This window comes from Microbacterium faecale, from assembly GCF_014640975.1.
GTDB classification, from domain to species: Bacteria; Actinomycetota; Actinomycetes; order Actinomycetales; family Microbacteriaceae; genus Microbacterium; species Microbacterium faecale.
On the sequence record NZ_BMHO01000001.1, the window covers coordinates 1,698,812 to 1,721,605 of the forward strand.

A 22,794-nucleotide genomic window follows, 5' to 3' on the forward strand; every position below is an offset into this window, starting at 1 on the left:
AAGACGCCCGCACGACTCACCCCTTGAAGGCGCCGTCCATGATGCCGGCGACCATACGTCTGCCGACGAAGAAGAACACGAGCAGGAGCGGCAGGGTCGCGAGGAACGACCCGCCCATGGTGAGGGCAAGGTCGATCGTGCGGTTCGCCTGAAGCTGTTTCAGCGCGATCTGGACGGTGAACAGTTCTGGCGACTTGAGCACGATGAACGGCCACATGAAGTCATTCCACACCGCCGTGAAGGTGATGAGCCCGAGCACGAACGCCGCAGGACGCACAACGGGGAATCCGATCCGCCAGAACACCTGCCAGCTGTTGCAGCCGTCGATGCGTGCGGCCTGCATCAGCTCGTCGCTGAGGGTCGTTGCCATGTGCTGCCGCATCCAGAAGATGCCGAACGCGCTGGCGAGCCCCGGAACGATGATCGCCTGGAGCGTGTCGACCCAGTCGAGCCACGAGATGATCAGGTACTGGGGGATCACGCTGAGCTGAGCGGGCACCGTCATCGTCAGCAGCACGATCAGGAACAGCGCGTTGCGACCAGGAAAGCGCAGCTTCGCGAAAGCGAAGCCGGCCAAGGCGCACAGGATCGCGGCGAGGACCGCGACCGTCAGCGACACGATCACGCTGTTGATCAGCGACTGGATGAACGGCACGGTCTCGAAGACCTTGCTCGCGACCTCGACGAAGTTGAACCCCGGGTACAGCCGCGGCGGAATCGAGGTCACGGCGGATGCGCCCACGGACGCGATGACGAACATGTAATACAGCGGGAAGACGCTGATGATGACCGCGACGATCAGCATCGCGTACACGGGCCACGGCACCTTGCCGACGCGGTGGCCGCGCTTGGAGCGGTTCGACCGCATCGGCAGGGGAGCGGCCCCGGCGGCCTTCGGGAGCGACTGGTCGACGGCGGACATCAGCGAGCCTTCCGTGTGCGGGTGGTGAGGAAGAAGTTGATGAGCGAGACGACGACGACGATCACGAACAGCGCGACGCCGATCGCGGATCCGTAGCCGAACTCGAACTGACCGAAGCCCTGCTCATAGAGGAAGAGCGCGAGCGTCTGGCACTGACGTCCGCCGCCACACGTGAGACCGGACTCTGGGGCGACGAGGAGAGGCTCGGTGAAGATCTGCAGCCCGCCGATCGTCGACATGATGACGGTGAAGATGATGATCGGGCGCAGCGATGGAATCGTCAGGTGAATGAACTGCTGCCAGCTGGATGCACCGTCGACGGACGCCGCCTCGTACATCTCACGCGGCATCGCCTGGAGCCCCGCGAGATAGAGCAGCGTGTTGTATCCGAACCATCGCCACATCACCATCGACGAGATGACGACCCACGAGCCGACCTGCGACGACAGGAAATCGACGCCGGGCTGGCCGAAGAGGCCGAACACCCAGGTGATGAGGCCGAAGTTCTTGTCGAAGATCTGGGCGAATACCAGGGCGGTTGCAGCGACCGACGTGATGTACGGCACGAGCAGCGCCATCCGGAAGAAGTTCGCCGCCTTGAGTGCCGCGTGATTCAGCAGGTGCGCGAGGAGCAGCGCGAGGAGGAGCTGCGGGATCGTCGAGATGAGGAAGATTCCGAAGGTGTTCACGAACGCGTTCCAGAATCGCGGATCCTGAAAGAGCCGTTCGAAGTTCGCCAGGCCGACGAACGTCTGCTCGCCGACGGGGTTCCAATCGAACAGGGCGACGTAGAACGTGAACAGCAGTGGGAAGAGGCCGAAGACCGCGAAGATCACGAAGAACGGGGCGACGTACGCGTACGGAGCGATGCGTTCGGCGAACGTCTGGCGGATCTGGATGGTCGGCGGCCGGTCGCGGCGGCGCACCTTTTGGACAGGGATGGCGGATGCAGTCGCGGTCATCATCTACCTCGGTCGGGGCGGTGGCGCCGCGCGTGGCGCCACCGCCGGTGTCAGATGGGTGTGTCAGCCGCCGATCGCGGCGTTTGCGCTGGCGACGGCGTCGCCCCAGGCATCGGCCGGATCGACGTTGCCGGCCTCCATATCGACGAGCACGTTCAGCAGTGCCGCGCCGATGGCGCTGGTGTCGGGTCCGTTGTAGAACGAGTTGAACTCGAGCACCGAATCGCTGATGATCTCGCCGATCGCGGAATCGCCGAAGAACTCGTTCTGGTATTCGCGGATCTCGTCGCTCTCGAGAGCAGCCCGGGCCGCGGGGAACGTGCCCGTTTCGGCGAAGTGCTCCTCCTGGCCCTCGGGCGACAGCATCGTCTCGACGTACTGCCACGCGGCCTGCGGGTTGTCCGCCCGGGCGGGGATGGCGATCACGCTGCCGCCCCAGTTTCCGCCGACGCCGGGAATCGAGGCGACGCGCCACAGTCCTTCGGTGTCGGGCGCGTCGGTCTCGAAGCTCGAGAGCATCCACGACGGCGCCGTCGTCACGGCGAACTTGCCGTTCGCCTTGCCCGGCGCCCATCCGGACGACCAGGCGGCGATGCCGGCGCTGATGTCGGAGTCGTACGCGCGCACCGCGACGTCAAAGGCCTCTTCGACCTCGGGGTTCGTGTCGAAGACGAGCTCGCCATCAGGGGAGTAGTACTTCTCGTCGACCTGGTTGACCGTCGAGAAGAAGACGGTCGTCTCGACGTTGTCGACGAACGGCTCGCCGGTCGCCTCAACGTACTGCTCACCCATTGCGATGAAGGCGTCCCAGCTCGACCACATTTCGGCGACCTCATCCGGATCCGTCGGCAGACCCGCCTCCTCGAACAGGTCGGCGCGATACGCGAAGGCGAGTCCGCCGACATCGGTGGGGATGCCGATGATCGACCCGTCCTCACCCGTCGCGGCATTGATGGCCCAGTCGAGGTATTCCTCGCCGACGTCGTCACCGCCGAGCGTGCGCAGATCGGTGAAGTTGCCGGGATTCTCGACGAACTTCGGCAGGTCGTCGTTCTGGATCATGACCAGGTCCGGCACGCGTCCTCCGGCGAGGGCTGCCGTCAGAGCGGTGGCTGTCTCGGTCGTGCTCCCCACCTCGGAGAGCTTGACGTTGGCATCGGGGTTCTCGTCCAGGTAGCGCTCGACAGAGTCCTTCTGGCCGATGCCGGTGAAGGACCAGAATTCGAACTCGGCGTTCGGGGCATCGGACGCGCCGCCCGAGCCGCCGCCTGAGCAGCCGGTCAGGACGAGTGCGAGCGCTCCGGCCAAGGTCACGCGCAGGGCGATCTTGCGACGGTTCACAACGGCTCCTCTTCGTTGGGGACATGCGATTGCGATCGAGAGCACCATGCTCTCGGCGAGAGAACGATCTCGCAGGATCCACACGATAGCCGTCACACCGTGGCCCGGCAACCCCTCGCTTCGCTCCAGCTTCGCGTGGGAAGTGTGCAATGATCGTGACGCGAGAGATCGATCCACTACGCTTTCGCGAAAGACCTCAGGAGAGGGAGCAATGGCCCGACCCACGATCATCGACGTCGCCAGAGCAGCCGGCGTCTCGCGCGCAACGGCGGCTCGCGTGCTCGCGGGTGCCACGAACGTCGACCCCGCGATGACGTCCGCCGTGGAGCGCGAAGCGCGCAATCTCGGATACGAGACGAACGCCGCCGCGCGCGTGTTGCGCGGCGGCCGCGCTGGAGCCATCGGGCTCGTGATCGCGTTCAACGAGATCGGCAGCATCAACGGCACGTTCTTCGCCACGGCGCTCAAGGGAGCGGCGAAGGGCCTGTCTGCGGGCGACGTCCAGCCTGTGCTGCTGCCCGCCGACGACGAGGACCGGACGAAGATCCCGAAGTTCCTGCGGTCCGGCGCCGTCGACGGTGTCGTCGTGATCCTGCAACACGAGATCACGCACCTCGTCGAGGTGCTTGCTGACGCGCCCGTGCCGATCGCCTGGGTGGGACGCCCGCACGGCGACATCGGGCCGGATCCCATCATCGTCGACGTCGACAATCATGGCGGCGGCGTCCTGGCGGCGCGCGCGCTGGTCGAGGCCGGCCGTCGCCGGATCGGGATCATCACCGGGCCGCCCGACATGGAGCAAGCCAACGACAGGGCGCGAGGCTGGACCGAGGAGCTCACACGGTCCGGGATCGCTCCCGGACCGATCGTCCACGGCGATTTCACCGTCGACAGCGGGATGGCGGCGATGACGCGGCTGCTGCAGCGCGATCCGGAGCTCGACGGCGTGTTCGCGTCGTCCGACCTGATGGCCGCGGGCGCGATGCGCGTGCTGCAGGCGGCCGGGCGCCGAGTGCCCGTCGACGTCTCGCTCGTGGGCTTCGACGACGTGCTCATCGCGACGACGTCCGAACCGCCCCTGACGACGGTTCGGCAGCCGCTCGAGGAGATGGGACGCGCCGCCGCAGAGGCGCTGATCGCCGTGATCCAGGGCGATCCGGTGGATCGGGTGCGGGAGTTCCCGACCGCGCTCGTGCGGCGAGAGTCGCTGTGAGAACCGGCGACGCGGTCCGGGAGTGCGGGTGACGCGCTGGCGCTTCACGACGCGGACGGCGGCGCCGACCTGGGAGGACGGGCTCGTCGTCGGTAGTGGACGCATTGGCGCGATCGCATACGGACCGGCCGACGCGCTCACGATCGCGCTCGCTCACGAGCGCTTCCTCCTTCCGGTCAACCCCCGGCCCGATGCGCCCGACCTCACCGGCGTTCTCCCCGAGATGCGCGCCCGGATCCTCGCCGGTGACGGCTCCGCGGCCGCCAACCTGCTCGAGTCAGCCGCGAACGAGGCCGGATACGACGGCCTCGTCTGGACCGACCCGCTCGCCGTGTGCGCGACGCTCGCGGTGGCGTCGCCCGGAGGCGTCACGGATGCGGTGCGCAGCATCGATCTGCGCCGGGGCACGGCGACGATCGCGTGGGCGGACGACCGTGGCGGCGAGCGCCGCGTGACGCTGGTGGCCCCGCGCGGCACGGACTCTGTGTGGATCGCGCTGGAATCCGACCTCGCCGCCGAGGTGACGTTGCGACTCGGGCTGGATCCGCGCGACGACGGCCCCGCCGCGTCCTTCGCACCCGACTACTCCGGGCGGGTCACCTCGGCCGTGGCGGGTGGGCGAATCGGTCGGCTCGAGCTGCGCGATGCGCACGGCGAGCGCCTCGCCCGCGTGCGGGCCACCGGGGCGAGGTCGTGGGACGCGGGTGATCCGCAGGCACTCGTCGCGCGCGTGATCGTGCCCGCCGGCGGCCGCACGCTGCTGCGCCTGGACGTCGAGGTCGCCGGCAGTCCGGTCCGGCCGGCCGACGACGCGGACTGGGACGCGATCCTGCGCGACCAGACCCGGCCGCATCGTGAGCTGGTCGAGGCCTCGACGCTGCAGCTGGAGGGACGCGAGGGTCGGGTCGTTGAGGAGATCTGGGATCGCGCGGCCGCAGGTGATCCGGCGGCTCGGCGGCGGGCGATCGAGATCGCCTACGCCGCTGGTCGATCGCACATCATCGCGGCCACCGGCGAGCTGCCTCCCACGCTGCAGGGAGTCTGGCAGGGCACATTCACGCCGGCCTGGTCGGCCGATTACACCCTCAACGGAAACGTGCAGAACGGCGGCATCGCGGGGCTCATCCCGACGGGAACCCCCGAGTTGGCTGCCTCGCTTCTCGAGCTCATCCTGCCGTTCGCCGACCACTACCGCGCGAATGCGCGCCGCGTCTTTGGAGCCGACGGCATGCTGCTGCCGTCGCGCATGTCGACGCACGGTAAGGCCGATCACTTCAACGCCCGGTTCCCGCACCTGTTCTGGACGGGATGCGGCGGCTGGGTGTTGCGGGTCATCGCCGATCTGGTCGCGGTGACGGGCGACCGTTCGCTCGTCGACGACCGCGTGTGGGAGCTCGTCGACGGCGTCCTCCGATTCGCCGAGACGGCGACGGTGTCGCGCGATGGCCTCCGGCACTTCGTGCCGAGCTACTCGCCGGAGAACACTCCGTCAGACGCCGAATCCTCGCTCGCCTCGGACAGCACGGCCGACGTCGCGATCCATCGTGACGCCGCCCGCGCCGCGGCCGTGCTCGCGCGCGCTCGCGGCGATGAAGCGCTCGAGGAGCGCTGGACCGCGCTCGTCGACGCGCTCCCGGACTATCGGATAGCCGACGACGGCACGCTCGCCGAGTGGATCGGCCAGCCGTGGCGCGAGAATCACGCCCATCGACACGCGACGCAGCTCTACCCGCTCTGGTACGAGGTCGACCCTGCCTTCACGGGGCCGGGGGAGCGAGCCGCGCGCCTCCGCGAGGCCGCCCGGGCCACGATCCGGGCCAAGATCGCGTGGCGGGCGGCCGACCCGACGCCGCCGCCCGGGCGCATGGAGATGTCGTTCGGCCTGGTGCAGCTCGGGCTCGCATCGGCGGCGTTGGGTGACGCCGACGACGCGCTTCGGTGCGTGGAATGGCTCGCCGTCGATCACGTCGCGCCTGCGCTGACGACCCGTCACGATGCCGGGCGCATCTTCAATCTCGACGCGAGCGGCGGACTGCCTGCGCTCGTGGCCGCCATGCTCCTGGGATCGACCGCCGACACCCTCACGGTCCTTCCCGCCCTTCCCGAAAGCTGGCCGACCGGGCGCGTGACGGGGCTGCGCGGACGGGGCGGCGTCGTCGTCGACGTTCTCGAATGGGACGGTTCCTCGTGCGCGCTCGAGCTGCGTCGGCTCGACGCGGCCGAATGGCTCTGTCCGGATGGCCGTGTGCGCCTGCTCCCCGGGTCAGGTTTCCGGTGCGAGGACCCGCGGGACGAGGAACTCACGCTGCGGGCCGGCGAATCCGCGACCGTACGGCTCGTGCGCGCCCGAGCCCGGTGACCCTCGCACGAGACCTGGCAGGATCGGAGCATGACCCTCATCCACTCTGCGCAGCTTGTCGCCGACGGCTCGACCGAGACCGACGCGTGGGTGCGGTTCGCGGGCGACCGCATCGCTGCCCGCGGCATGGGATCCTCGTGGCGCGCCGAACAGGATGAGGACGTCGTCGACGCCGACGGGGGCATCCTCGTTCCCGGCTTCGTCGACCTGCACTGCCACGGTGGGGGAGGCGGCGCGTTCGACGGTGACCCTGCGGCGATCCGCGACGCACTCGCGACCCACCGCGCGCACGGCACGACGCGCAGCGTGCTGTCGCTCGTGACGGCCCGGATCCCGGACCTCGCCCGGCAGGTCGGCGCGATCGCTGACGTCGTCGACAGCGATCCGCTCGTGCTCGGCTCGCACCTCGAAGGCCCGTTCCTCGATCACGCCCACCGCGGCGCCCACGATCCGACGCTGCTGACCGATCCGCAACCGCGCGACGTCGACGCGCTCGTCGAAGCGGGGCGCGGATCCGTCGTGCAGGTCACGATCGCCCCGGAGCGGCCCGGGGGCCTCGACGCGGTCGACCGCTTCGTCGCCGCGGGCGTGCGTGTTGCGGTCGGACACACCGCGGCGAGCTACGACGAGGCTCTCGCGGCCTTCGACCGCGGCGCGTCGCTGGTCACCCACGCGTTCAACGCCGTCGACGGCATCCATCACCGCGCGCCGGGGCCGGTCGGCGCCGCGCTGCGACGCCCGCACGTCACGATCGAGGTCATCAACGACGGCGTGCACGTGCATCCTGCCGTCGTGAAGATGCTGTTCGACGCGGCTCCCGGCCGCGTCGCGCTCATCACCGATGCCATGTCCGCCGCCGGAAAGGCCGACGGCCGCTACGACCTCGGAGGCCTCGCCGTCACCGTCACGGAGGGCGTCGCCCGGCTCCTCGACGGGGGAGCGATCGCGGGGTCGACGCTGCTCCTCGACGAAGCCCTCCGCCAGGCGGTCGACGCGTGTGGTCTCCCGCTCGTCGACGCGGTCGACGCCCTCACGCGGATCCCGGCGCGTGCCATCGGGCGCGATGACCTCGGCTCGCTCTCGGTCGGCAGCGCGGCCGACGCCGTGCTGATGTCCTCCGCGTTGCGCGTGCGCCGCGTCTGGGGCGCGGGTCGCGAAATCGGCTGACGGGCTACGCGAGAGTCTCGATGCGTGCGGATGCGTCGGCAGCCGGGGTGTCCCAGAGTGCCGCGACGGCGTCCGCGAGCGCCTGTTCCCGTCCGGCGAGCTGATCGACGCGGAAGATCGTGCAGGATCCGGTCTGCGCGCGCTGATGTGCCCGCGCCGCGGAAGAGAAGCCGTGCGCGACCGCGTGGATCCAGGCCTCGGTAGCGGCCTTCATGGCGACGTAGTTCGCGCCACCGGCTCGCGGTCTGGTGACCTGCACGGATGAGACCACCGCGACGCGCGCGGCTGGCGACGCGTCGAGCAGAGGCCAGGCGGCCCGGCACGTGTGGCGCACGGTCGAGAGTGCTGTCGACAGGAACGCCCAGTCCTCGTCGGACTGACCGGAGATGCCCCCGCCGCCGCGCCACCCGCCCACGAGCGGGATGAGACCGTCGAGCGAGGACAGCGCGCCGATCTGTTCGTCGACCGCGGCCGCATCGGCGAGGTCCAGCTCCATCGTCAGGAACCCGCTGTCGGCGAACCGGGCGAGCTTCTCCGGCGAGCGGCCCGCGACGATGACGCGCGCGCCGCGGCTGCGCAGCGCGTGAGCGCACGCCCAACCGGCCTCGGACGTCCCGCCCGCGAGCAGAACCTGTCGTTCCTCGAGAGTTCCCCGAATCGTCATTTTGCCATCCTCGCGCGTGATCGCGGCCTGCGCCACCGCCCGCAGCGCGGGGGCGACGCTCGCCGGATATCGGCCGCCGCGGCGACGCCATAGACTGTGCAGTGGGTCTCATCACCCGACAACGCCCACTTTTCAAGGAGTACATCCGTGGCACAGATCGAAGCAGTAGGCGCACGCGAGATCCTCGACTCCCGAGGGAATCCGACCGTCGAAGTTGAGGTCCTCCTCGACGACGGCATCGTGCAGCGCGCGGCCGTTCCGTCGGGCGCCTCAACCGGAGCGTTCGAGGCGTACGAGCTGCGTGACGGCGACAAGGATCGCTATGGCGGCAAGGGCGTGACGAAGGCGGTCGCGAGCGTGATCGACGAGCTCGGTCCCGCGATCGAAGGTCTCGACGCCGCAGACCAGCGTCTCGTCGACCTGACGCTGAACGAGGTCGACGGCACGGCCAACAAGAAGCGTGTCGGCGCCAACGCGATCCTCGGCGTCAGCCTTGCCGTGGCCAAGGCGGCCGCAGACAGCGCCGATCTGCCGCTGTACCGCTACGTCGGCGGCGCGAACGCGCACATCCTCCCCGTCCCGGCGCTCAACGTCATCAACGGCGGCGAGCACGCCGACAACGGCATCGACATGCAGGAGTTCTTCCTCGTGCCGCACGGCGCCGACTCGTTCGCCGAGTCGTTGCGCTGGGGTGCCGAGGCGTACCAGGTCCTGAAGAAGGAGCTGCTCACGGGCGGCTTCGCGACGGGCCTCGGTGACGAGGGCGGCTTCGCCCCGGACCTCCCGAGCAACCGCGCAGCACTCGACTTCCTCATGGCGTCGATCGAGAAGGCTGGCTTCACCCCCGGCACGGACATCGCCGTTGGCCTCGACGTCGCGTCGACCGAGTTCTTTGCGAACGGCGTCTACACGTTCGAGGGTAAGGAGATGTCGGCCGAGCAGCTCACCTCCTACTACGAGGAGCTGTTGGCGAACTACCCGCTCGTCACAATCGAGGACGCGCTGGCCGAGGACGACTGGGATGGTTGGGCCGCCCTCACGGCGCGCATCGGCGATAAGGTGCAGCTTGTCGGCGACGACCTGTTCGTGACGAACCCCGAGCGTCTGAAGCGCGGCATCGACGAGGGGATCGCGAACTCGCTGCTCGTCAAGGTCAACCAGATCGGCACGCTCACCGAGACGCTCGATGCGGTCTCGATGGCGCACAACGCGAACTACACCTCGATGATGTCGCACCGTTCGGGCGAGACCGAGGACGTCACGATCGCCGACCTCGCGGTCGCGGTGGGCTGCGGCCAGATCAAGTCGGGCGCGCCTGCGCGCAGCGACCGCGTGGCGAAATACAATCAACTCCTGCGCATCGAAGAGGAACTCGGCGACGCCGCGACGTTCGCGGGCCGCGGTGCCTACCCGCGCTTCCAGGGCTGACGAACGACACGCACCACGAGAGAGGGGGCCGCATGCGACGACACGCGGCCCCCTCTTCGCGTTCCCGGGCGGGGTCCGGGCGCCCGCGACCCTCCGCCCGCGACTGGCTGAGCGGGATCCGGCTGTCCGGGTTCACCGTCATCATGCTCGGCCTCGTCGTCCTGGGCGCGTTCGTGCTCGTCCCGTCCGTGAGCGGCTACGTCGACATGCGTCAGCAGATCACACGTGCCGAGGCGAGTGTCGCCCTCGCGGAAGAGCAGATCGCCGAGCTCGAGGTCGAGCGCGACCGCTGGCGCGACCCGGCGTTCATCATGAGCGAGGCGCGTGAGCGGCTGTACTACGTCGAGCCGGGCGAGATCGTGTACCTCATCGAGGACGATCTCCCCGCCGACGAGAACGAGGATCCGGAGCCCGTCGACGATGAGGTCGCCAAGGATGAGCATGACTGGATGACGGTCACGCTGCGATCGATCGTGCAGGCCGGCCTCGCCGAGCAGGGCGTCGCGTCCGACGACGAGGTCTTCGCTCCCTGACTTTGTCGTCACGGCACTTTGTGCCGCGCCGAGTCTCCGGCGGCGGGGCCCCAGACAACGCGGGTAACCTCGCGGTGTGACGATTCCCCCCTTCGATCCCGTCAGCGAGCAGGAGATCCGCGTGGTCAGCGCGCAGCTCGGCCGACCCGCCCGCGGCGTCGTCGGCATCGCGGCGCGTTGCGCCTGCGGTAACCCGACCGTCGTCGCGACGGCGCCGCGCTTGCCGCAGGGGACACCGTTCCCCACGTTCTACTACCTGACCCACCCGTCCGCGACCGCCGAGATGTCGCGTCTGGAGGCCGGTCAGGTCATGGTCGAGTTCACGCACCTGCTCGCCGAGGATCCGGCCGTCCGCGACCAGTACGCGCGCGCCCACGCGGCGTTCCTCGCGGACCGCGCGCCCTACGGCGATGTGCCCGAGATCGCCGACGTCTCCGCGGGAGGAATGCCGACCCGCGTCAAGTGTCTCCACGCTCTCGCTGGCCACGCGCTTGCCGCGGGGCCCGGCGTCAATCCGATCGGCGACCTCGCGCTCGAGCGCTCGGCGTGGTCGCCCGAGCGGTGCGAGTGCACCGACCCCGGCGCGGCTCTCGCCGACGACGGAGCTCCGGCGGCATGACCACCCGCGCGCATCGCCGGATCCGCGCGGCCCTCGCCGTGCTGGTGACGGCGGGTGCGCTCGTGACCGCGCCCGTGGCCGCCGTGGCGGCCGCGGACCCGGACGCGCCCGCGGGAAGCGAGTCGCCGACGCCGTCGCCGACGCCCACGCCCGACCCGATCCGGGCCTCGGAGTACTGGCTCGAGGACTACGGCATCGAGGACGCCTGGGAATCCACACGTGGCGACGGCGTGACGATCGCGGTGATCGACAGCGGCATCGCCGACGAGATCGACGAACTTGACGATGCGGTCGCGGGCGGGACCGACGTCTCGGGCGTCGGCACGCCGGACGGTCGCACACCCATCGGCACCAACGCCCACACCCGCAGTCACGGTACGTGGGTCGCCTCGCTCGCCGCGGCGCGCGGCACGGGGGAGGACGAAGGCATGATCGGCGTCGCTCCCGAGGCCAACCTGCTGGCGATCTCGATCGGCTTCGGATCCGTGAGTGACGTCTCCTTTGCCGACCAGGTGGCGAACGCGATCGTCTGGGCGGTCGACAACGGCGCCGACATCATCAATCTCTCCGTCACGACGAACCAGACCGCGTGGGGGGAGACGTGGGACAAGGCGTTCATGTACGCCTTCGAACGCGACGTGCTCGTGGTCGCCGCGGCCGGCAACCGCGCGAGCGGCACGATGATGGTCGGCGCTCCGGCGACGATTCCCGGGGTGCTCGTCGTGGGCGGCGTGGATCCGTCTGGCCGGGCGAGCCACGACGCGTCGACGCGCGGCGTGACGATCGGGGTCTCGGCGCCGAGCGAGAAGCTCATCGGAATCGGGCCGACCGGAGGCATCGACCGGTGGCGCGGCACGAGCGGCGCGGCGCCGATCGTCGCGGGCGTCGCGGCGCTCGTCAAGGCGGCCCATCCGAACCTCGACGCCGGCAACCTCATTCATCGGATCGAGGAGACGGCTGTCCCTGCGGCGGGACAGAACGGCGTTCACGATCCGAACTACGGACACGGCATCATCGACGCCGAGGCGGCCGTGTCGGCGAACGTCGCGACCGTTGAGCGCGACCCGGCCGCGGAGCTCGCAGAGTGGATCCGGATCAACCGCGGTGCCTCGTCCTCCGGCGAGGTCGAAGAGGGCACGTCGCCGACGCCCGCACCGATCGAACTGCCCGCGCTTCCGCCGCCGGATCCGCCCGCGGAAGCCGCGAATCCGTTCCTGCCGTCGCCCGAGAGCCTGCGGGAGGTGACGCTGCCGCTCGTGGCGATCACGGCCGCTGGTATTCTTGTGCTGATCGGCGTCATCGTCGTGTCACGGCGCGTTCGATCGCTTCGTGCGGAGCGCGAATCGAACACCTGACTATTTCAAGGAGATTTTCTTCCGTGCCCAAGATTCTCATCGTCGGCGGCGGCTACGCGGGCTTTTACACCGCTTGGAAGCTCGAGAAGCACCTTCGGTCGAATGAAGCCGAAGTCGTGCTGGTCGACCCGCTTCCCTACATGACCTACCTTCCGTTCCTTCCGGAGGTGGCCGCCGGTAGCATCGAGCCGCGTCACGCGGTCGTCTCGCACCGCCGACACCTCAAGAAGACGAAGATCGTCAACGCGAAGGTCACGAACATCGACCACGCGAACAAGACGGCGACGATCAGCGCCCCCGGGGGTGAGGACTGGGAGTACGAGTACGACCAGATCGTCGTCACGGCCGGATCGATCTCTCGCACCTTCCCGATCCCCGGCATCGCCGACCACGCGATCGGCATGAAGTCGATCGAGGAGGCCGTCGCGGCGCGCGACACGCTGATCCGCAACTTCGAGCTGGCCGCGAGCCTTCCGAAGGACAGCGAGCTGCGTCGCCGGCTTCTTACGGTGATTGTCGTCGGCGGCGGCTTCGCCGGTATCGAGGCGTTCGCCGAGCTCCGCTCCGCTGCGAACGCGCTGCTCGGACGCTTCCCGGAGATCACGTTCGACGAGACGCAGTTCCACCTCATCGAGGCAATGGGCCGCATCATGCCCGAGGTGTCGCTCGCGACGAGCGAGAAGGTGCTGAAGGATCTTGCCTCGCGCGGGGCCAACGTGCACCTCGACACGCAGGTCGCCGACGCGACCGACGGCGTCGTCACCACGAACACGGGCGAGGAGTACCCCTCCGACCTCATCGTGTGGACCGCGGGCGTCATGGCCAACCCGAAGGTCGTCGGCGGCAGCGATCTGCCGCGTGAGCCGCGCGGGCGCATCACGACCCAGGCCGACCTGCGGGTCGTCACGGAAGAGGGCGACGTCGTCGCGGGGGCCTGGGCGGCCGGCGACATCGCCGCGGTTCCGGACAAGACCGGCGGTTTGCCCGACGGCACGTGCGTTCCGAATGCGCAGCACGCGGTGCGTCAGGCGAAGCTGCTCGCGAAGAACCTCGTCGCGGTCATCCGCGGCGAGGAGCCGGTCGATTACTTCCACAAGAACCTCGGCGCCGTCGCGGGTCTGGGCCTGTACCAGGGTGCGTTCCAGTCCGGGAAATTCGGAATGACGGGCTTCTTCGCGTGGCTCGCGCACCGTGGCTACCACGGCCTCGCGATGCCGACGTGGGAGCGCAAGTGGCGCGTGCTGTGGGGATGGGTGCACAACTTCTTCCTCGGCCGCGATCTCGTGCAGATCGAGAAGGTTCAGGACCCGCGCGCGTTCTTCGAGGAGTACGCCTCGCGCCCCAAGCCGAAGCCGGATGAGGTCGCGCCCGAGGCGGTCAAGGCCGCTTCCCCGGAGAAGCAGGACGCCTGATCCCGTTCGTGAAGGGCGCTCCTCCCACTACGGTGGAGGGGCGCCCTTCGCGCATCCCCTCGTAGCCCAACCGGTAGAGGCGGCGAACTTAAAATTCGCACAGTGCGGGTTCGAATCCCGCCGGGGGGACAGCGAGTCTCGCGGGCGTGCGCCGCGTCGCCGACCTGTCGTGGCTAAGGTTGCTGCGTGGCACGATTCGGCAGGCGCATTCTCGCGCCCCGCGAGGGCATCTCCGCCGCCCGTCTGCGGGCGCCGGGTGGGACGCAGACGCACGCCGAGCGTGACCTGCCGGTGCCGGCGACCGTGCGGGAATGGCTCGCAGAGACCGTCATCCCCACGCGGCTCGGTCGCGAGGAGGCGTTCCGGGATCGGCCGCTGACGCCGGAGCTGTTCGTCGATCCCGGAGAGCTGACCGATCAACGGGGAGCCCGTGTTGGCCTGGACGACGCCGTCGTCCCCGGCGGGTTCTACTTCTTCCACAAGCCGGTCCCGCCGGAGAAGCCCGTCCCGTTCGACATCGAGGTCGTTCACGAGGATGAGGACCTGCTCGTCGTCGATAAGCCGCACTTCCTGGCGTCGACCCCGAACGGCGCCTTCCAACGCGAATGCGTTGTCACCCGCATGCGCATCGCGCGCGGCGAGGATGACATCGTCGCGATCCACCGTCTCGACCGCGTGACGGCCGGTCTTCTCGTCCTCTCCCGTCGCGCCCACACGCGGGGTGCCTATCAGGTGCTGTTTCAACAGCGGCGCATTCGCAAGGCGTACCGCGCGCTCGCCTGGCTGCCGGTCGGGTGGGAGCCGGGCGCTGACCTGCCGCTCGACCTCGAGGCCGGTGCGGCACGCGAGCGGATCAGCCGTCTACGCAAGATCGACGGCGAGCGCGCCGTGCGTGAGATCGCGGGCGAGCCGAACGCCCGCACCTCGATCCGGCTCGTGCGCACGTTCCGTCACGCCGAGCGGTGGGTGGGGGAGTTCGCCCTGGAGCCGCACACGGGCAAGACCCATCAACTGCGCGTGCACATGAACGCGCTCGGGATGCCGCTCGTCGGCGACCCCGTTTATCCGCGGGACGTGAATCCCGATCCGTACGACTTCTCGGATCCGCTGCAGCTCGTCGCCGTCGAGCTCGAGTTCGCGGATCCGTTCACGGGCGAGCCGCGCGCGTTTCATTCGCGACGGAAGCTGGATCCGTCGCGCGGATGACGCGCGGCCGGACGGTCCGCGCCACACGAGCGCGTCAGGCCTCGATCGGGGCCTGCTCCTCCTGATCGTCGGCGGGCTTCGTGATGAAGAACGCCAAGATCACCGGGATCACGGCGATGCACGCGCCGAGGAGGAACGCCGTGTGGGCACCGGTCGTGCCAGCGGTCTGAGCCGTCTGGCCTTCGTCAACGCCCGTGTGCAGAAGCGCCGAGTAGATCCCGATGAGCAGAGCGGTACCGGCGGCACCCGCGACCTGCTGCATCGTGTTGAGCGCCGCGGAACCGTGCGAATACAGGTGGCGGCGGAGCGAGCCGAGCGAGGCGGAGAACAGTGGCGTGAACGACCCGGCGAGCCCGAGCGACAGCGCGATCTGCACGATGATGATGAACCACATCGGCGTCTCGGGCCCGATCGTCGAGTACGTGAACATCGCCAGCGCGATGAGGATCGTGGCCGGGATCAGCAGCGTCTTCGGGCCGCGCGCGTCGTAGATTCGCCCCATCACCGGGCCGAGCAGACCCATCAGGATGGAGCCCGGCAGCAGCACGAGGCCCGACTGGGTCGCGTCGAGCTGTGAGACGGTCTGGAGCACGAGCGGCAGCATCGACAGGGTGCCGAACATTGCAAACGAGACCACCGTCATGATGAGCACCGCGATGACGAAGTTCTTCGAGCGGAACACGCGCATGTCGAGCAGCGCACGGTCGGTGCGCTGCAACCGCACCTGGCGCCAGACGAACACCGCGAGCACGATGACGCCGATCACGAGGAGCGCGATCGGCAGGACGCCGACCTCGGCCTCGGCGCTGCCGAGCTGACTCAGGCCGAACACGATGCCACCGAACGCGAGAGCCGACATCACGACCGATATCACGTCGATCGGAGCGGTCGTCGTCTCGCCGAGGTTGGTCATCCACTTGGCGCCGAGCGCCATCGCGATGAGCGCGATCGGCAGGATGATCGCGAAGATGTAGCGCCAGCCGAGCGTGTCGAGGATGACGCCGGACAAGGTCGGGCCCAGTGCGGGCGCCAGCGAGATCACGAGGCCGACGCGGCCCATCATGCGCCCGCGGGAGTGGGGCGGCACGACGTTCATCATCGTCGTCATGAGCAGCGGCATCATGATGCCCGTTCCGCCGGCCTGGATGATGCGGCCGAGGAGCAGCACGAAGAAGCCGGGCGCGACGAGGCACACGGCGGTGCCGACGGAGAAGAGCGTGATCGCCGACAGGAACACCTGCCGTGTCGTGAAGCGCTGCAGCAGGAAGCCGGTCGTCGGGATGACGACGGCCATCGTGAGCATGAAGGCGCTCGTGAACCACTGGCCCTGCTCCTCGGGGATCCCGAGCGTGATGTTGAGCTGCGGGATGGCGATCGCCATCGTCGTCTCGTTGAGGATCGCGACGAACGCCGCGACGAGGAGCAGCCAGATCACCCGCATACCCGCGGGGTCGATCGCATCGCGCGGGGCAGGCTGGGCGCGCATGGGTCCGGTATCGGTCGTCACGAGAAGCACTCCGTGCAGAGTAGAAGGCGATCTGCCTCGGGCCAGGGCGTCTCAGAGGTCCCTCGCAGGCAGCCGGGTAAGTCTACTCGGCAACGGACGAGGTGGGCGCTGCTCACGGCAAATACTCATCGTGCACCGGTCGGGTCGCCCTACCGAGCCCCGCGATACGCTCGGTCGTGTGAGCATGGGCAGACCGATGGGCGTGGGCTTGCGGGGCCCCGTCGACGTGGCGGCGCAGCGGCGTCGAAACGCCGAGGCGCCGCGCATCCCGCACCTGGGGCGACGCGTCCTCGCGCTGTTCCGTCCGTATCGTCGACGCGTGTTCGCGACGATCCTGCTCGTGATACTCGGTGCGGTACTCGGCGTCGTGCCGCCGCTCGTCATCCAGCGCGTGTTCGATGAGGCGCTGTTTCCCGACTCCGGCCCCGTGCAGCTCGGTCTGCTCGGGGCGCTCATCGGGTTCATGATCGGCCTGTACGTGGCCGCGGCCGTGACGCAGGTCGCGCAGACCTGGCTGACCTCGAGCGTCGGCAATCGCGTCGCGGGTGACCTGCGCACACGCATGTTCGATCATCTGCAGCGGATGGAGCTCGCCTTCTTCACGCGCACCCGGACGGGGGTGATCCAGTCGCGGCTGCAGAACGACATCGGCGGGGTGTCGAGTGTGCTGACGAGCACCGTGACGAGCATCGTCGGCAACGCCGTGACCGTGATCGCCTCGCTCGTGGCGATGATCCTCATCGACTGGCGACTCACGATCATCGCCGTGATCCTGCTGCCGCTGCTCGTGTTCGTGCAGCGCCGCGTGGGGCAAGCCAGGGCGCGCATCGCGGCCGAGACGCAGCAGTCGCTGTCGGATATGACCGCCATCACGCAGGAGACGCTGAGCGTGTCGGGGATCCTCCTGTCGAAGTCCTTCAATCGGCAGGGCGCCGAGTCCGAGCGCTTCGCGCGGGAGAACCGCAACCAGATCCGCCTGCAGGTGCGGCAGACGATGAGCGGTCAGGGCTTCTTCGCGCTCGTGAGCGCGCTGATGTCGTCGGTCCCCGCGCTCATCTACCTCGCCGCGGGATTCCTGCTCGCGGGTGACGTCGGATCCCTCACCGCGGGCACGGTCGTCGCGTTCACGACCGTGCAGGCGCGGCTCGCGATGCCGCTCGTCAGCCTGATGCGGGTCGCGCTGGACGTGCAGACGTCCACCGCGCTCTTCGCACGCATCTTCGAATACCTCGACCTGACGCCCGCGATCGCGGACCGCGACGACGCTCTTGACGTCGCCGACGTGCCGGGCCCCGTCGGCCGCATCGAGTTTCGCGGCGTCACGTTCCGTTATCCGGATGCGGCGGCGGAGACGACCGCGACGCTCGACGACGTCTCCTTCGTCGTCGAGCCGGGGCAGGACGTGGCCTTCGTCGGACCGAGCGGTGCGGGCAAGACGACGATCGCCTACCTCGTGCCGCGGATGTACGAGGCCTCAAGCGGGAGCGTGCTGTTCGCGGGCGCCGATGTGCGCGATCTGTCGGCGACGTCGATCATCGACCACGTCGGCATCGTCAGTCAGGAGACCTACCTGTTCCATGCGACGATCGAGGAGAACCTGCGCTACGCGAAGCCGGATGCAAGCGCCGACGAGATCGTCGCGGCCTGTCGCCAGGCGAACATCCACGACCGCATCGAGAGCTTCGAGCACGGCTACGAGACGGTCGTCGGCGAGCGCGGCTACCGCCTGTCCGGCGGCGAGAAGCAGCGGATCGCGATCGCGCGCGTGCTGCTGAAGGATCCGCCCGTGCTGCTGCTGGACGAGGCGACGAGCGCCCTCGACGCCGTCGGCGAGCGGATTGTGCAGGACGCACTCGATCTCGCGGCGCGCGGGCGCACCACGATCACCATCGCCCACCGGCTCTCGACCGTCGTCTCCTCGGACGTGATCCACGTGCTCGAGCGCGGTCGGATCGTCGAGAGCGGCACGCACGCCGAACTGCTCGCCCGGGGCGGGTCCTACGCGACGCTCGTCGCGGAGCAGGTCACCTAGCCGACGTCGCGCCGTCGGCCTCAGGACGAGCCGAGTGGGCCGAGGTCGGCGAGCTCCACCTCACTGTTGTAGCGGAAGATGCGCGCGGGGCGGTGTGATCCTGTGCGGAATCGCTCGGTCGGCACAAGCGCCTCGCTGCCCTCGAGCAGTCGCCGGAAGTTCGACGGATCGAGGCGGCGGCCGAGAACGGTCTCGTAGACGGCGCGCAGTTCGGCGAGCGTGAACTCGTCGGGCAGCAGGCCCGCGGCGATGCGGCTGTACCCGGCCTTGTTGCGCAGGCGCCACACGGCGTAGTCGATGATGTGCCGGTGGTCGAAGGCCAGCTGCGGCAGGTCGTCGACGTCGAACCACGCGACGTTCTCGGGAGCGTCGACGGCCTCTCGCTGCGCTTCCACGAGGTCGCTGCGCAGCAGCGCCCAGTAGACGATCGACACGACCCGCGAGGGCGACCGGTCGAGGTCGCCGAAGGTGTACAGCTGCTCGAGCCAGCTCGGTGCGAGCCCGGTCGTCTCAGCGAGCGTCCGTCCCGCGGCGAGGCCGAGGCCCTCGTCAGACGCGAGCCATCCGCCCGGCAGCGCCCAAGATCCGACGAACGGATCGCGCGTGCGTCTCACGAGGGGGATCATCAGCACGTCGCGGTCCTCGCGCGTGCGCACCGAGAAGATCACGGTCGAGACGGCGACGCGGATCGGATCGTCTGCGGCAGGTGTCACACCGTGAGCCTACCGACCCGCCCCCACGTGCGCCGAGACGGCCTCGGCGAGTGCGGCGACGACGGGCGTCAGATCGGGGGTCGATGCCGCGAGTGAGAACCGGATCGCGGTGCGTGCCAGGTCGTCGCCGATGCCGAGCGCGACGAGCACGTGCGAGGGGTCGACGCTTGCTGCGGAGCACGCGGATCCGCTCGAGGCGATCACGCCGCGCCGTTCCAGGTCGAGCAGCACGCTCTCGCCGCCCGCTCCGGCGACCGTGAAGCTCGCGATGTGCGGCAGGCGCTCCGTCGGGTGGCCCGTGAGGTCCGCACCGTCGACGCGCGCGAGCACGTCGCGGACGAACGCGTCGCGCACGTCGGAGACGCGCTGCGCGGCGCTCTCACGCTCCGCCTCAGCGACGTCGAGCGCGGTGCGCAGCGCGACGGCCCCGGCGACCGACTCGGTGCCGGAGCGCCGGCCGCGCTCCTGGCCGCCGCCGTGCAGCAGCGGCTCGAGCGGGATCCGCTGACGCACCGCGAGCACGCCACTGCCCGCGGGCGCGCCGATCTTGTGGCCGGAGAGCGCGACCGCGTCACCCAGGGGCGAGCGGCGCCCCTCCGCCGCCACGCCGGAGAGCGGAAGCCACCCGGCGGCCTGCACCGCATCGACGTGCAGCGGAACGCTCGCCGCCCGGCAGACGTCGCGGATCTGCGTGACCGGCTGTACCGTGCCCACCTCGTTGTTCGCGGCGCCGAGCGCCATGAGTGCCGTGTCCGCGCGGAGGGCGCGGCCGACCGCAGCCGGGTCCACGACGCCGTGCCGGTCGACCGGCAGCACCGTCACTTCGAAGCCGTGCACGCGCCGCAGCTGGCGCATCGACTCGAGGATCGAGGAATGCTCGATCGCCGTGGTCACGACGTGGCGCGCGCCGCGGTCGAGTGCGGCGGCCACCGCGATTCCCTTGATCGCGAGGTTGTTCGATTCGGTGCCGCCGGAGGTGAAGATCACGTCGTTGGGTCGCATGCCCAGGTGTCGAGCGACACCGCGTCGCGCCTCCTCGAGGGCGCGCGCAGCGGCGTCGCCCACCGCGTGCGTGCTCGACGGGTTGCCGAACCGCGTGGTGAGGAATGGCGCCATGGCGTCGAGGACGCCGCGACGCACCGGGGAGGTCGCGGCGTGATCGAGGTACAGGGTCACGGCGCGCCAGGGGTGACAGCGCCCTCCGTCAGGGCGATGTCGAGGCCGAGATCGATCGCGACGGCCGAGTGTGTGAGCGCGCCCACCGAGATGACGTCGACGCCGGTGCGCGCGATCTCCGCGACGGAGTCGAGCGTCACGCCGCCCGACGCCTCGACGACCACGCGGCCGGCGACGAGCTCCACGCCACGTCGCAGGTCGTCGATCGAGAAGTTGTCGAACATGATCGTGTCGACGCCCGCGGCGATCACGGGGTCGATCTGGTCGACGTGATCGACCTCCACCTCGAAGTGCGTCGTGTGGGGCAGACGCTCTCGAGCGTCGCGCAGCACGTCGGCGAGCGGCCGCCCCGCCAGCACCGCGAGGTGGTTGTCTTTGGCCAGTACCGCGTCGGACAGCGAATACCGGTGGTTGCGTCCGCCGCCCGCGATGACAGCGTGACGTTCGAGCGCGCGCAGTCCGGGCGTGGTCTTGCGCGTGTCGACGATGCGCGCCGGAGTGTCACGGACGGCGTCGACGAACCGAGCCGTCAACGTCGAGACGCCGCACATGCGCTGGACGAGATTGAGGGCGACGCGTTCGGCCGTCAGGACGGATCGGGCTGGCCCGTCGATCCGCGCGAGGCGGACGCCGGCGTCGAAGCGCCCTCCCTCCTCGGCGAGGATCTCCACCTGGATCCGTGAGTCGGCGGTGGTGAAGGCCGCACGGAACACGTCGCCGCCGCTGAACACGCCGGCCTCGCGGGCGACGAGCTCGGCGCGCGCGACCGCGCCGGCGGGGATCAGCGCCTCGCTCGTGAGGTCGCCCCACGGGGCGTCCTCGTCGAGGGCGAGTCGAACAACGCGATCGATGGCAGCGGTGGTCAGCATGTGCGCTCCGGGGTCGAGGGGGAGGACGTCACGGGGTGGCCGCCAGCATGCGGTCGAGCGCGAGACGGGCGGGGGCGGCCACGTCATCGGAGACGGTGATCTGGTTGACCGTCTCGCCGGCGACGAGGCGCTCCAGCACCCACGCGAGGTAGGCCGGGTGGATCCGGTACATCGTCGAGCAGGGGCAGACGACAGGATCGAGGCAGAAAATCGTGTGCTGGGGGTGCTGTGCGGCGAGCCGCTGGACGAGGTTGATCTCGGTGCCGATTGCGAAGGTCTGCGGCTCTGTCGCGCCCTCGATCGCGCGGCGGATCACATCGGTCGACCCCCACTCGTCCGCGGCATCGACGACGGGCATGGGGCACTCGGGGTGCACGATCACGCGCACCCCAGGATGCTCGGCGCGCGCCTTGTCGATCTGCGCGGTCGTGAAGCGGCGGTGCACCGAGCAGAACCCGTGCCACAGGATGACGCGAGAGCCCACGAGTTCGGACGCGGAGGATCCGCCGAGGGGCTGGCGAGGGTTCCACATCGGCATGCTCGTCAGCGGCACTCCCATGGCCTTGGCGGTGTTGCGGCCGAGGTGCTGGTCCGGGAAGAACAGCACGCGCCGGCCGCGCGCGAACGCCCATTCGAGCACCGTGCGCGCATTCGACGAGGTGCACACGATGCCGCCGTTGCGGCCGACGAAGCCCTTGATCGCGGCCGAGGAGTTCATGTACGTCACCGGAATCACCGGCGCGAGGCCATCGGCGTCCGGCTCGTCGAGCGGCCCGAGGATGTCCTCGAGCTGCTCCCAGCAGTCTTCGACCTCGTCGATCGATGCCATGTCGGCCATGGAGCACCCGGCGCCGAGGTGGGGGAGGACGACCTCCTGGTCGGGCCCCGACAGCAGATCGGCCGTCTCGGCCATGAAGTGCACGCCGCAGAACACGATCGCCTCGGCGTTCGGGTGCTCGGTCGCGGCACGCGCGAGTTGGAAGGAGTCACCCACGTAGTCGGCGTGCTGCACGACCTCGTCGCGCTGGTAGAAGTGGCCGAGAATCACGACGCGCTCGCCGAGTTCCTCCCGGGCGACACGGATCCGCGCGTGCAGCTCGTCGTCCGAGGCGTCGCGGTAGGTGGGCGGCAGGTCCCTCTGGACGGGAGCGTGCTGCGGGAACGGATCCGCCATCGACGACCCGGGACCGTAGCCGGGCACGTCGTCGAAAGACCAGGGCGACTCGGCGAGATCGGTCGTGCAGGAGTCGTCCGGGGAAGCGGAGATCGCATCGGCCACGGAGGGGCCGAGCGTGACGCGGGTGGCGGGCATGCGT

At 69.5% G+C, this 22,794-nt stretch carries 19 protein-coding genes and 1 tRNA gene; 11 read left to right on the top strand and 9 right to left on the bottom strand.

Features of this window, described 5'->3' with window-relative positions:
- Positions 1-16: 16 nt before the first annotated feature.
- The 3 genes from IEW87_RS08000 to IEW87_RS08010 form a co-directional block, all read right to left on the bottom strand.
- Positions 17-922 carry a carbohydrate ABC transporter permease gene (locus tag IEW87_RS08000; RefSeq protein WP_229731015.1) on the bottom strand — a complete coding sequence of 302 codons (906 nt, stop codon included), beginning with the start codon at positions 920-922 and terminating at the stop codon, positions 17-19.
- Positions 922-1,884, bottom strand: a complete 963-nt coding sequence (locus tag IEW87_RS08005; RefSeq protein ID WP_188711738.1) for a carbohydrate ABC transporter permease — start codon at positions 1,882-1,884, stop codon at positions 922-924. Before IEW87_RS08005 ends, IEW87_RS08000 begins: the two co-directional genes overlap by 1 nt.
- Before the next feature lie 63 nt (positions 1,885-1,947).
- Complete coding sequence (locus tag IEW87_RS08010; RefSeq protein WP_229731016.1) at positions 1,948-3,225, bottom strand: ABC transporter substrate-binding protein; 1,278 nt, start codon at positions 3,223-3,225, stop codon at positions 1,948-1,950.
- A gap of 211 nt (positions 3,226-3,436) precedes the next feature.
- On the opposite strand from IEW87_RS08010, the gene IEW87_RS08015 reads away from it, so the two are divergent.
- From IEW87_RS08015 to IEW87_RS08025, 3 genes are read left to right on the top strand one after another with little or no spacing between them, the layout of a single operon-like run.
- On the top strand, positions 3,437-4,438 hold the full coding sequence (locus tag IEW87_RS08015) for a LacI family DNA-binding transcriptional regulator (protein WP_188711739.1): 1,002 nt from the start codon (positions 3,437-3,439) through the stop codon (positions 4,436-4,438).
- 28 nt (positions 4,439-4,466) lie between these two features.
- Positions 4,467-6,797, top strand: a complete 2,331-nt coding sequence (locus IEW87_RS08020) for a glycosyl hydrolase family 95 catalytic domain-containing protein (RefSeq protein ID WP_188711740.1) — start codon at positions 4,467-4,469, stop codon at positions 6,795-6,797.
- A gap of 30 nt (positions 6,798-6,827) precedes the next feature.
- Entirely contained in the window at positions 6,828-7,964 is a 1,137-nt protein-coding gene (locus IEW87_RS08025) for an N-acetylglucosamine-6-phosphate deacetylase (RefSeq protein ID WP_188711741.1), read from the top strand.
- Positions 7,965-7,968: 4 nt separating this feature from the next.
- On the opposite strand, the gene IEW87_RS08030 is transcribed toward IEW87_RS08025, so the two are convergent.
- A complete protein-coding gene (locus IEW87_RS08030; RefSeq protein WP_188711742.1) occupies positions 7,969-8,628 on the bottom strand; it encodes an SDR family NAD(P)-dependent oxidoreductase in 660 nt (219 codons plus the stop codon).
- A gap of 147 nt (positions 8,629-8,775) precedes the next feature.
- Between IEW87_RS08030 and eno the strand changes: the two genes are divergently transcribed.
- From eno to IEW87_RS08065, 7 genes are all read left to right on the top strand, one after another.
- Positions 8,776-10,056, top strand: coding sequence for a phosphopyruvate hydratase (gene eno / locus IEW87_RS08035; protein ID WP_188711743.1), 1,281 nt, complete (start codon positions 8,776-8,778; stop codon positions 10,054-10,056).
- A gap of 32 nt (positions 10,057-10,088) precedes the next feature.
- Positions 10,089-10,589, top strand: coding sequence for an FtsB family cell division protein (locus tag IEW87_RS08040; protein WP_188711744.1), 501 nt, complete (start codon positions 10,089-10,091; stop codon positions 10,587-10,589).
- Positions 10,590-10,665: 76 nt separating this feature from the next.
- Positions 10,666-11,208 carry a DUF501 domain-containing protein gene (locus tag IEW87_RS08045; RefSeq protein WP_188711745.1) on the top strand — a complete coding sequence of 181 codons (543 nt, stop codon included), beginning with the start codon at positions 10,666-10,668 and terminating at the stop codon, positions 11,206-11,208.
- Positions 11,205-12,563: a S8 family serine peptidase gene (locus IEW87_RS08050; RefSeq protein WP_229731018.1), complete on the top strand. Its 1,359-nt coding sequence runs from the start codon at positions 11,205-11,207 to the stop codon at positions 12,561-12,563. The genes IEW87_RS08045 and IEW87_RS08050 overlap by 4 nt, the downstream gene beginning before the upstream one ends.
- A gap of 23 nt (positions 12,564-12,586) precedes the next feature.
- Entirely contained in the window at positions 12,587-13,975 is a 1,389-nt protein-coding gene (locus IEW87_RS08055; RefSeq protein ID WP_188711746.1) for an NAD(P)/FAD-dependent oxidoreductase, read from the top strand.
- Between the two features lie 55 nt (positions 13,976-14,030).
- Positions 14,031-14,104, top strand: a tRNA-Leu gene (locus IEW87_RS08060).
- Positions 14,105-14,161: 57 nt separating this feature from the next.
- Positions 14,162-15,181 (top strand): pseudouridine synthase, encoded by a 1,020-nt coding sequence (locus IEW87_RS08065; RefSeq protein ID WP_229731020.1) that lies wholly within the window; start codon positions 14,162-14,164, stop codon positions 15,179-15,181.
- A gap of 34 nt (positions 15,182-15,215) precedes the next feature.
- On the opposite strand, the gene IEW87_RS08070 is transcribed toward IEW87_RS08065, so the two are convergent.
- Positions 15,216-16,667: an MDR family MFS transporter gene (locus IEW87_RS08070; protein WP_188712709.1), complete on the bottom strand. Its 1,452-nt coding sequence runs from the start codon at positions 16,665-16,667 to the stop codon at positions 15,216-15,218.
- Positions 16,668-16,872: 205 nt separating this feature from the next.
- Between IEW87_RS08070 and IEW87_RS08075 the strand changes: the two genes are divergently transcribed.
- Positions 16,873-18,720 carry an ABC transporter ATP-binding protein gene (locus IEW87_RS08075; protein WP_188712710.1) on the top strand — a complete coding sequence of 616 codons (1,848 nt, stop codon included), beginning with the start codon at positions 16,873-16,875 and terminating at the stop codon, positions 18,718-18,720.
- Between the two features lie 20 nt (positions 18,721-18,740).
- Here IEW87_RS08075 and IEW87_RS08080 read toward each other — a convergent pair whose 3' ends face one another.
- The 4 genes from IEW87_RS08080 to nadA are packed head-to-tail and all read right to left on the bottom strand — an operon-like array spanning position 18,741 to position 22,790.
- On the bottom strand, positions 18,741-19,433 hold the full coding sequence (locus tag IEW87_RS08080) for an NUDIX hydrolase (RefSeq protein WP_188711747.1): 693 nt from the start codon (positions 19,431-19,433) through the stop codon (positions 18,741-18,743).
- Positions 19,434-19,442: 9 nt separating this feature from the next.
- Positions 19,443-20,609: a cysteine desulfurase family protein gene (locus IEW87_RS08085; RefSeq protein ID WP_188711748.1), complete on the bottom strand. Its 1,167-nt coding sequence runs from the start codon at positions 20,607-20,609 to the stop codon at positions 19,443-19,445.
- On the bottom strand, positions 20,606-21,478 hold the full coding sequence (gene nadC, locus IEW87_RS08090; RefSeq protein WP_188711749.1) for a carboxylating nicotinate-nucleotide diphosphorylase: 873 nt from the start codon (positions 21,476-21,478) through the stop codon (positions 20,606-20,608). Before nadC ends, IEW87_RS08085 begins: the two co-directional genes overlap by 4 nt.
- Positions 21,479-21,506: 28 nt before the next feature.
- Complete coding sequence (nadA, locus tag IEW87_RS08095) at positions 21,507-22,790, bottom strand: quinolinate synthase NadA (protein ID WP_188711750.1); 1,284 nt, start codon at positions 22,788-22,790, stop codon at positions 21,507-21,509.
- Positions 22,791-22,794 lie beyond the last annotated feature (4 nt).

Bases quoted from the DNA above. Each gene is read 5' to 3' on its own strand.
- IEW87_RS08000 (WP_229731015.1), bottom strand. From the start codon at position 922: ATGTCCGCCGTCGACCAGTCGCTCCCGAAGGCCGCCGGGGCCGCTCCC.
- nadA (WP_188711750.1), bottom strand. From the start codon at position 22,790: ATGCCCGCCACCCGCGTCACGCTCGGCCCCTCCGTGGCCGATGCGATC.
- IEW87_RS08030 (WP_188711742.1), bottom strand. From the start codon at position 8,628: ATGACGATTCGGGGAACTCTCGAGGAACGACAGGTTCTGCTCGCGGGC.
- nadC (WP_188711749.1), bottom strand. From the start codon at position 21,478: ATGCTGACCACCGCTGCCATCGATCGCGTTGTTCGACTCGCCCTCGAC.
- IEW87_RS08050 (WP_229731018.1), top strand. From the start codon at position 11,205: ATGACCACCCGCGCGCATCGCCGGATCCGCGCGGCCCTCGCCGTGCTG.
- IEW87_RS08005 (WP_188711738.1), bottom strand. From the start codon at position 1,884: ATGACCGCGACTGCATCCGCCATCCCTGTCCAAAAGGTGCGCCGCCGC.
- IEW87_RS08075 (WP_188712710.1), top strand. From the start codon at position 16,873: ATGGGCAGACCGATGGGCGTGGGCTTGCGGGGCCCCGTCGACGTGGCG.
- IEW87_RS08025 (WP_188711741.1), top strand. From the start codon at position 6,828: ATGACCCTCATCCACTCTGCGCAGCTTGTCGCCGACGGCTCGACCGAG.
- IEW87_RS08070 (WP_188712709.1), bottom strand. From the start codon at position 16,667: ATGCGCGCCCAGCCTGCCCCGCGCGATGCGATCGACCCCGCGGGTATG.
- IEW87_RS08040 (WP_188711744.1), top strand. From the start codon at position 10,089: ATGCGACGACACGCGGCCCCCTCTTCGCGTTCCCGGGCGGGGTCCGGG.
- IEW87_RS08015 (WP_188711739.1), top strand. From the start codon at position 3,437: ATGGCCCGACCCACGATCATCGACGTCGCCAGAGCAGCCGGCGTCTCG.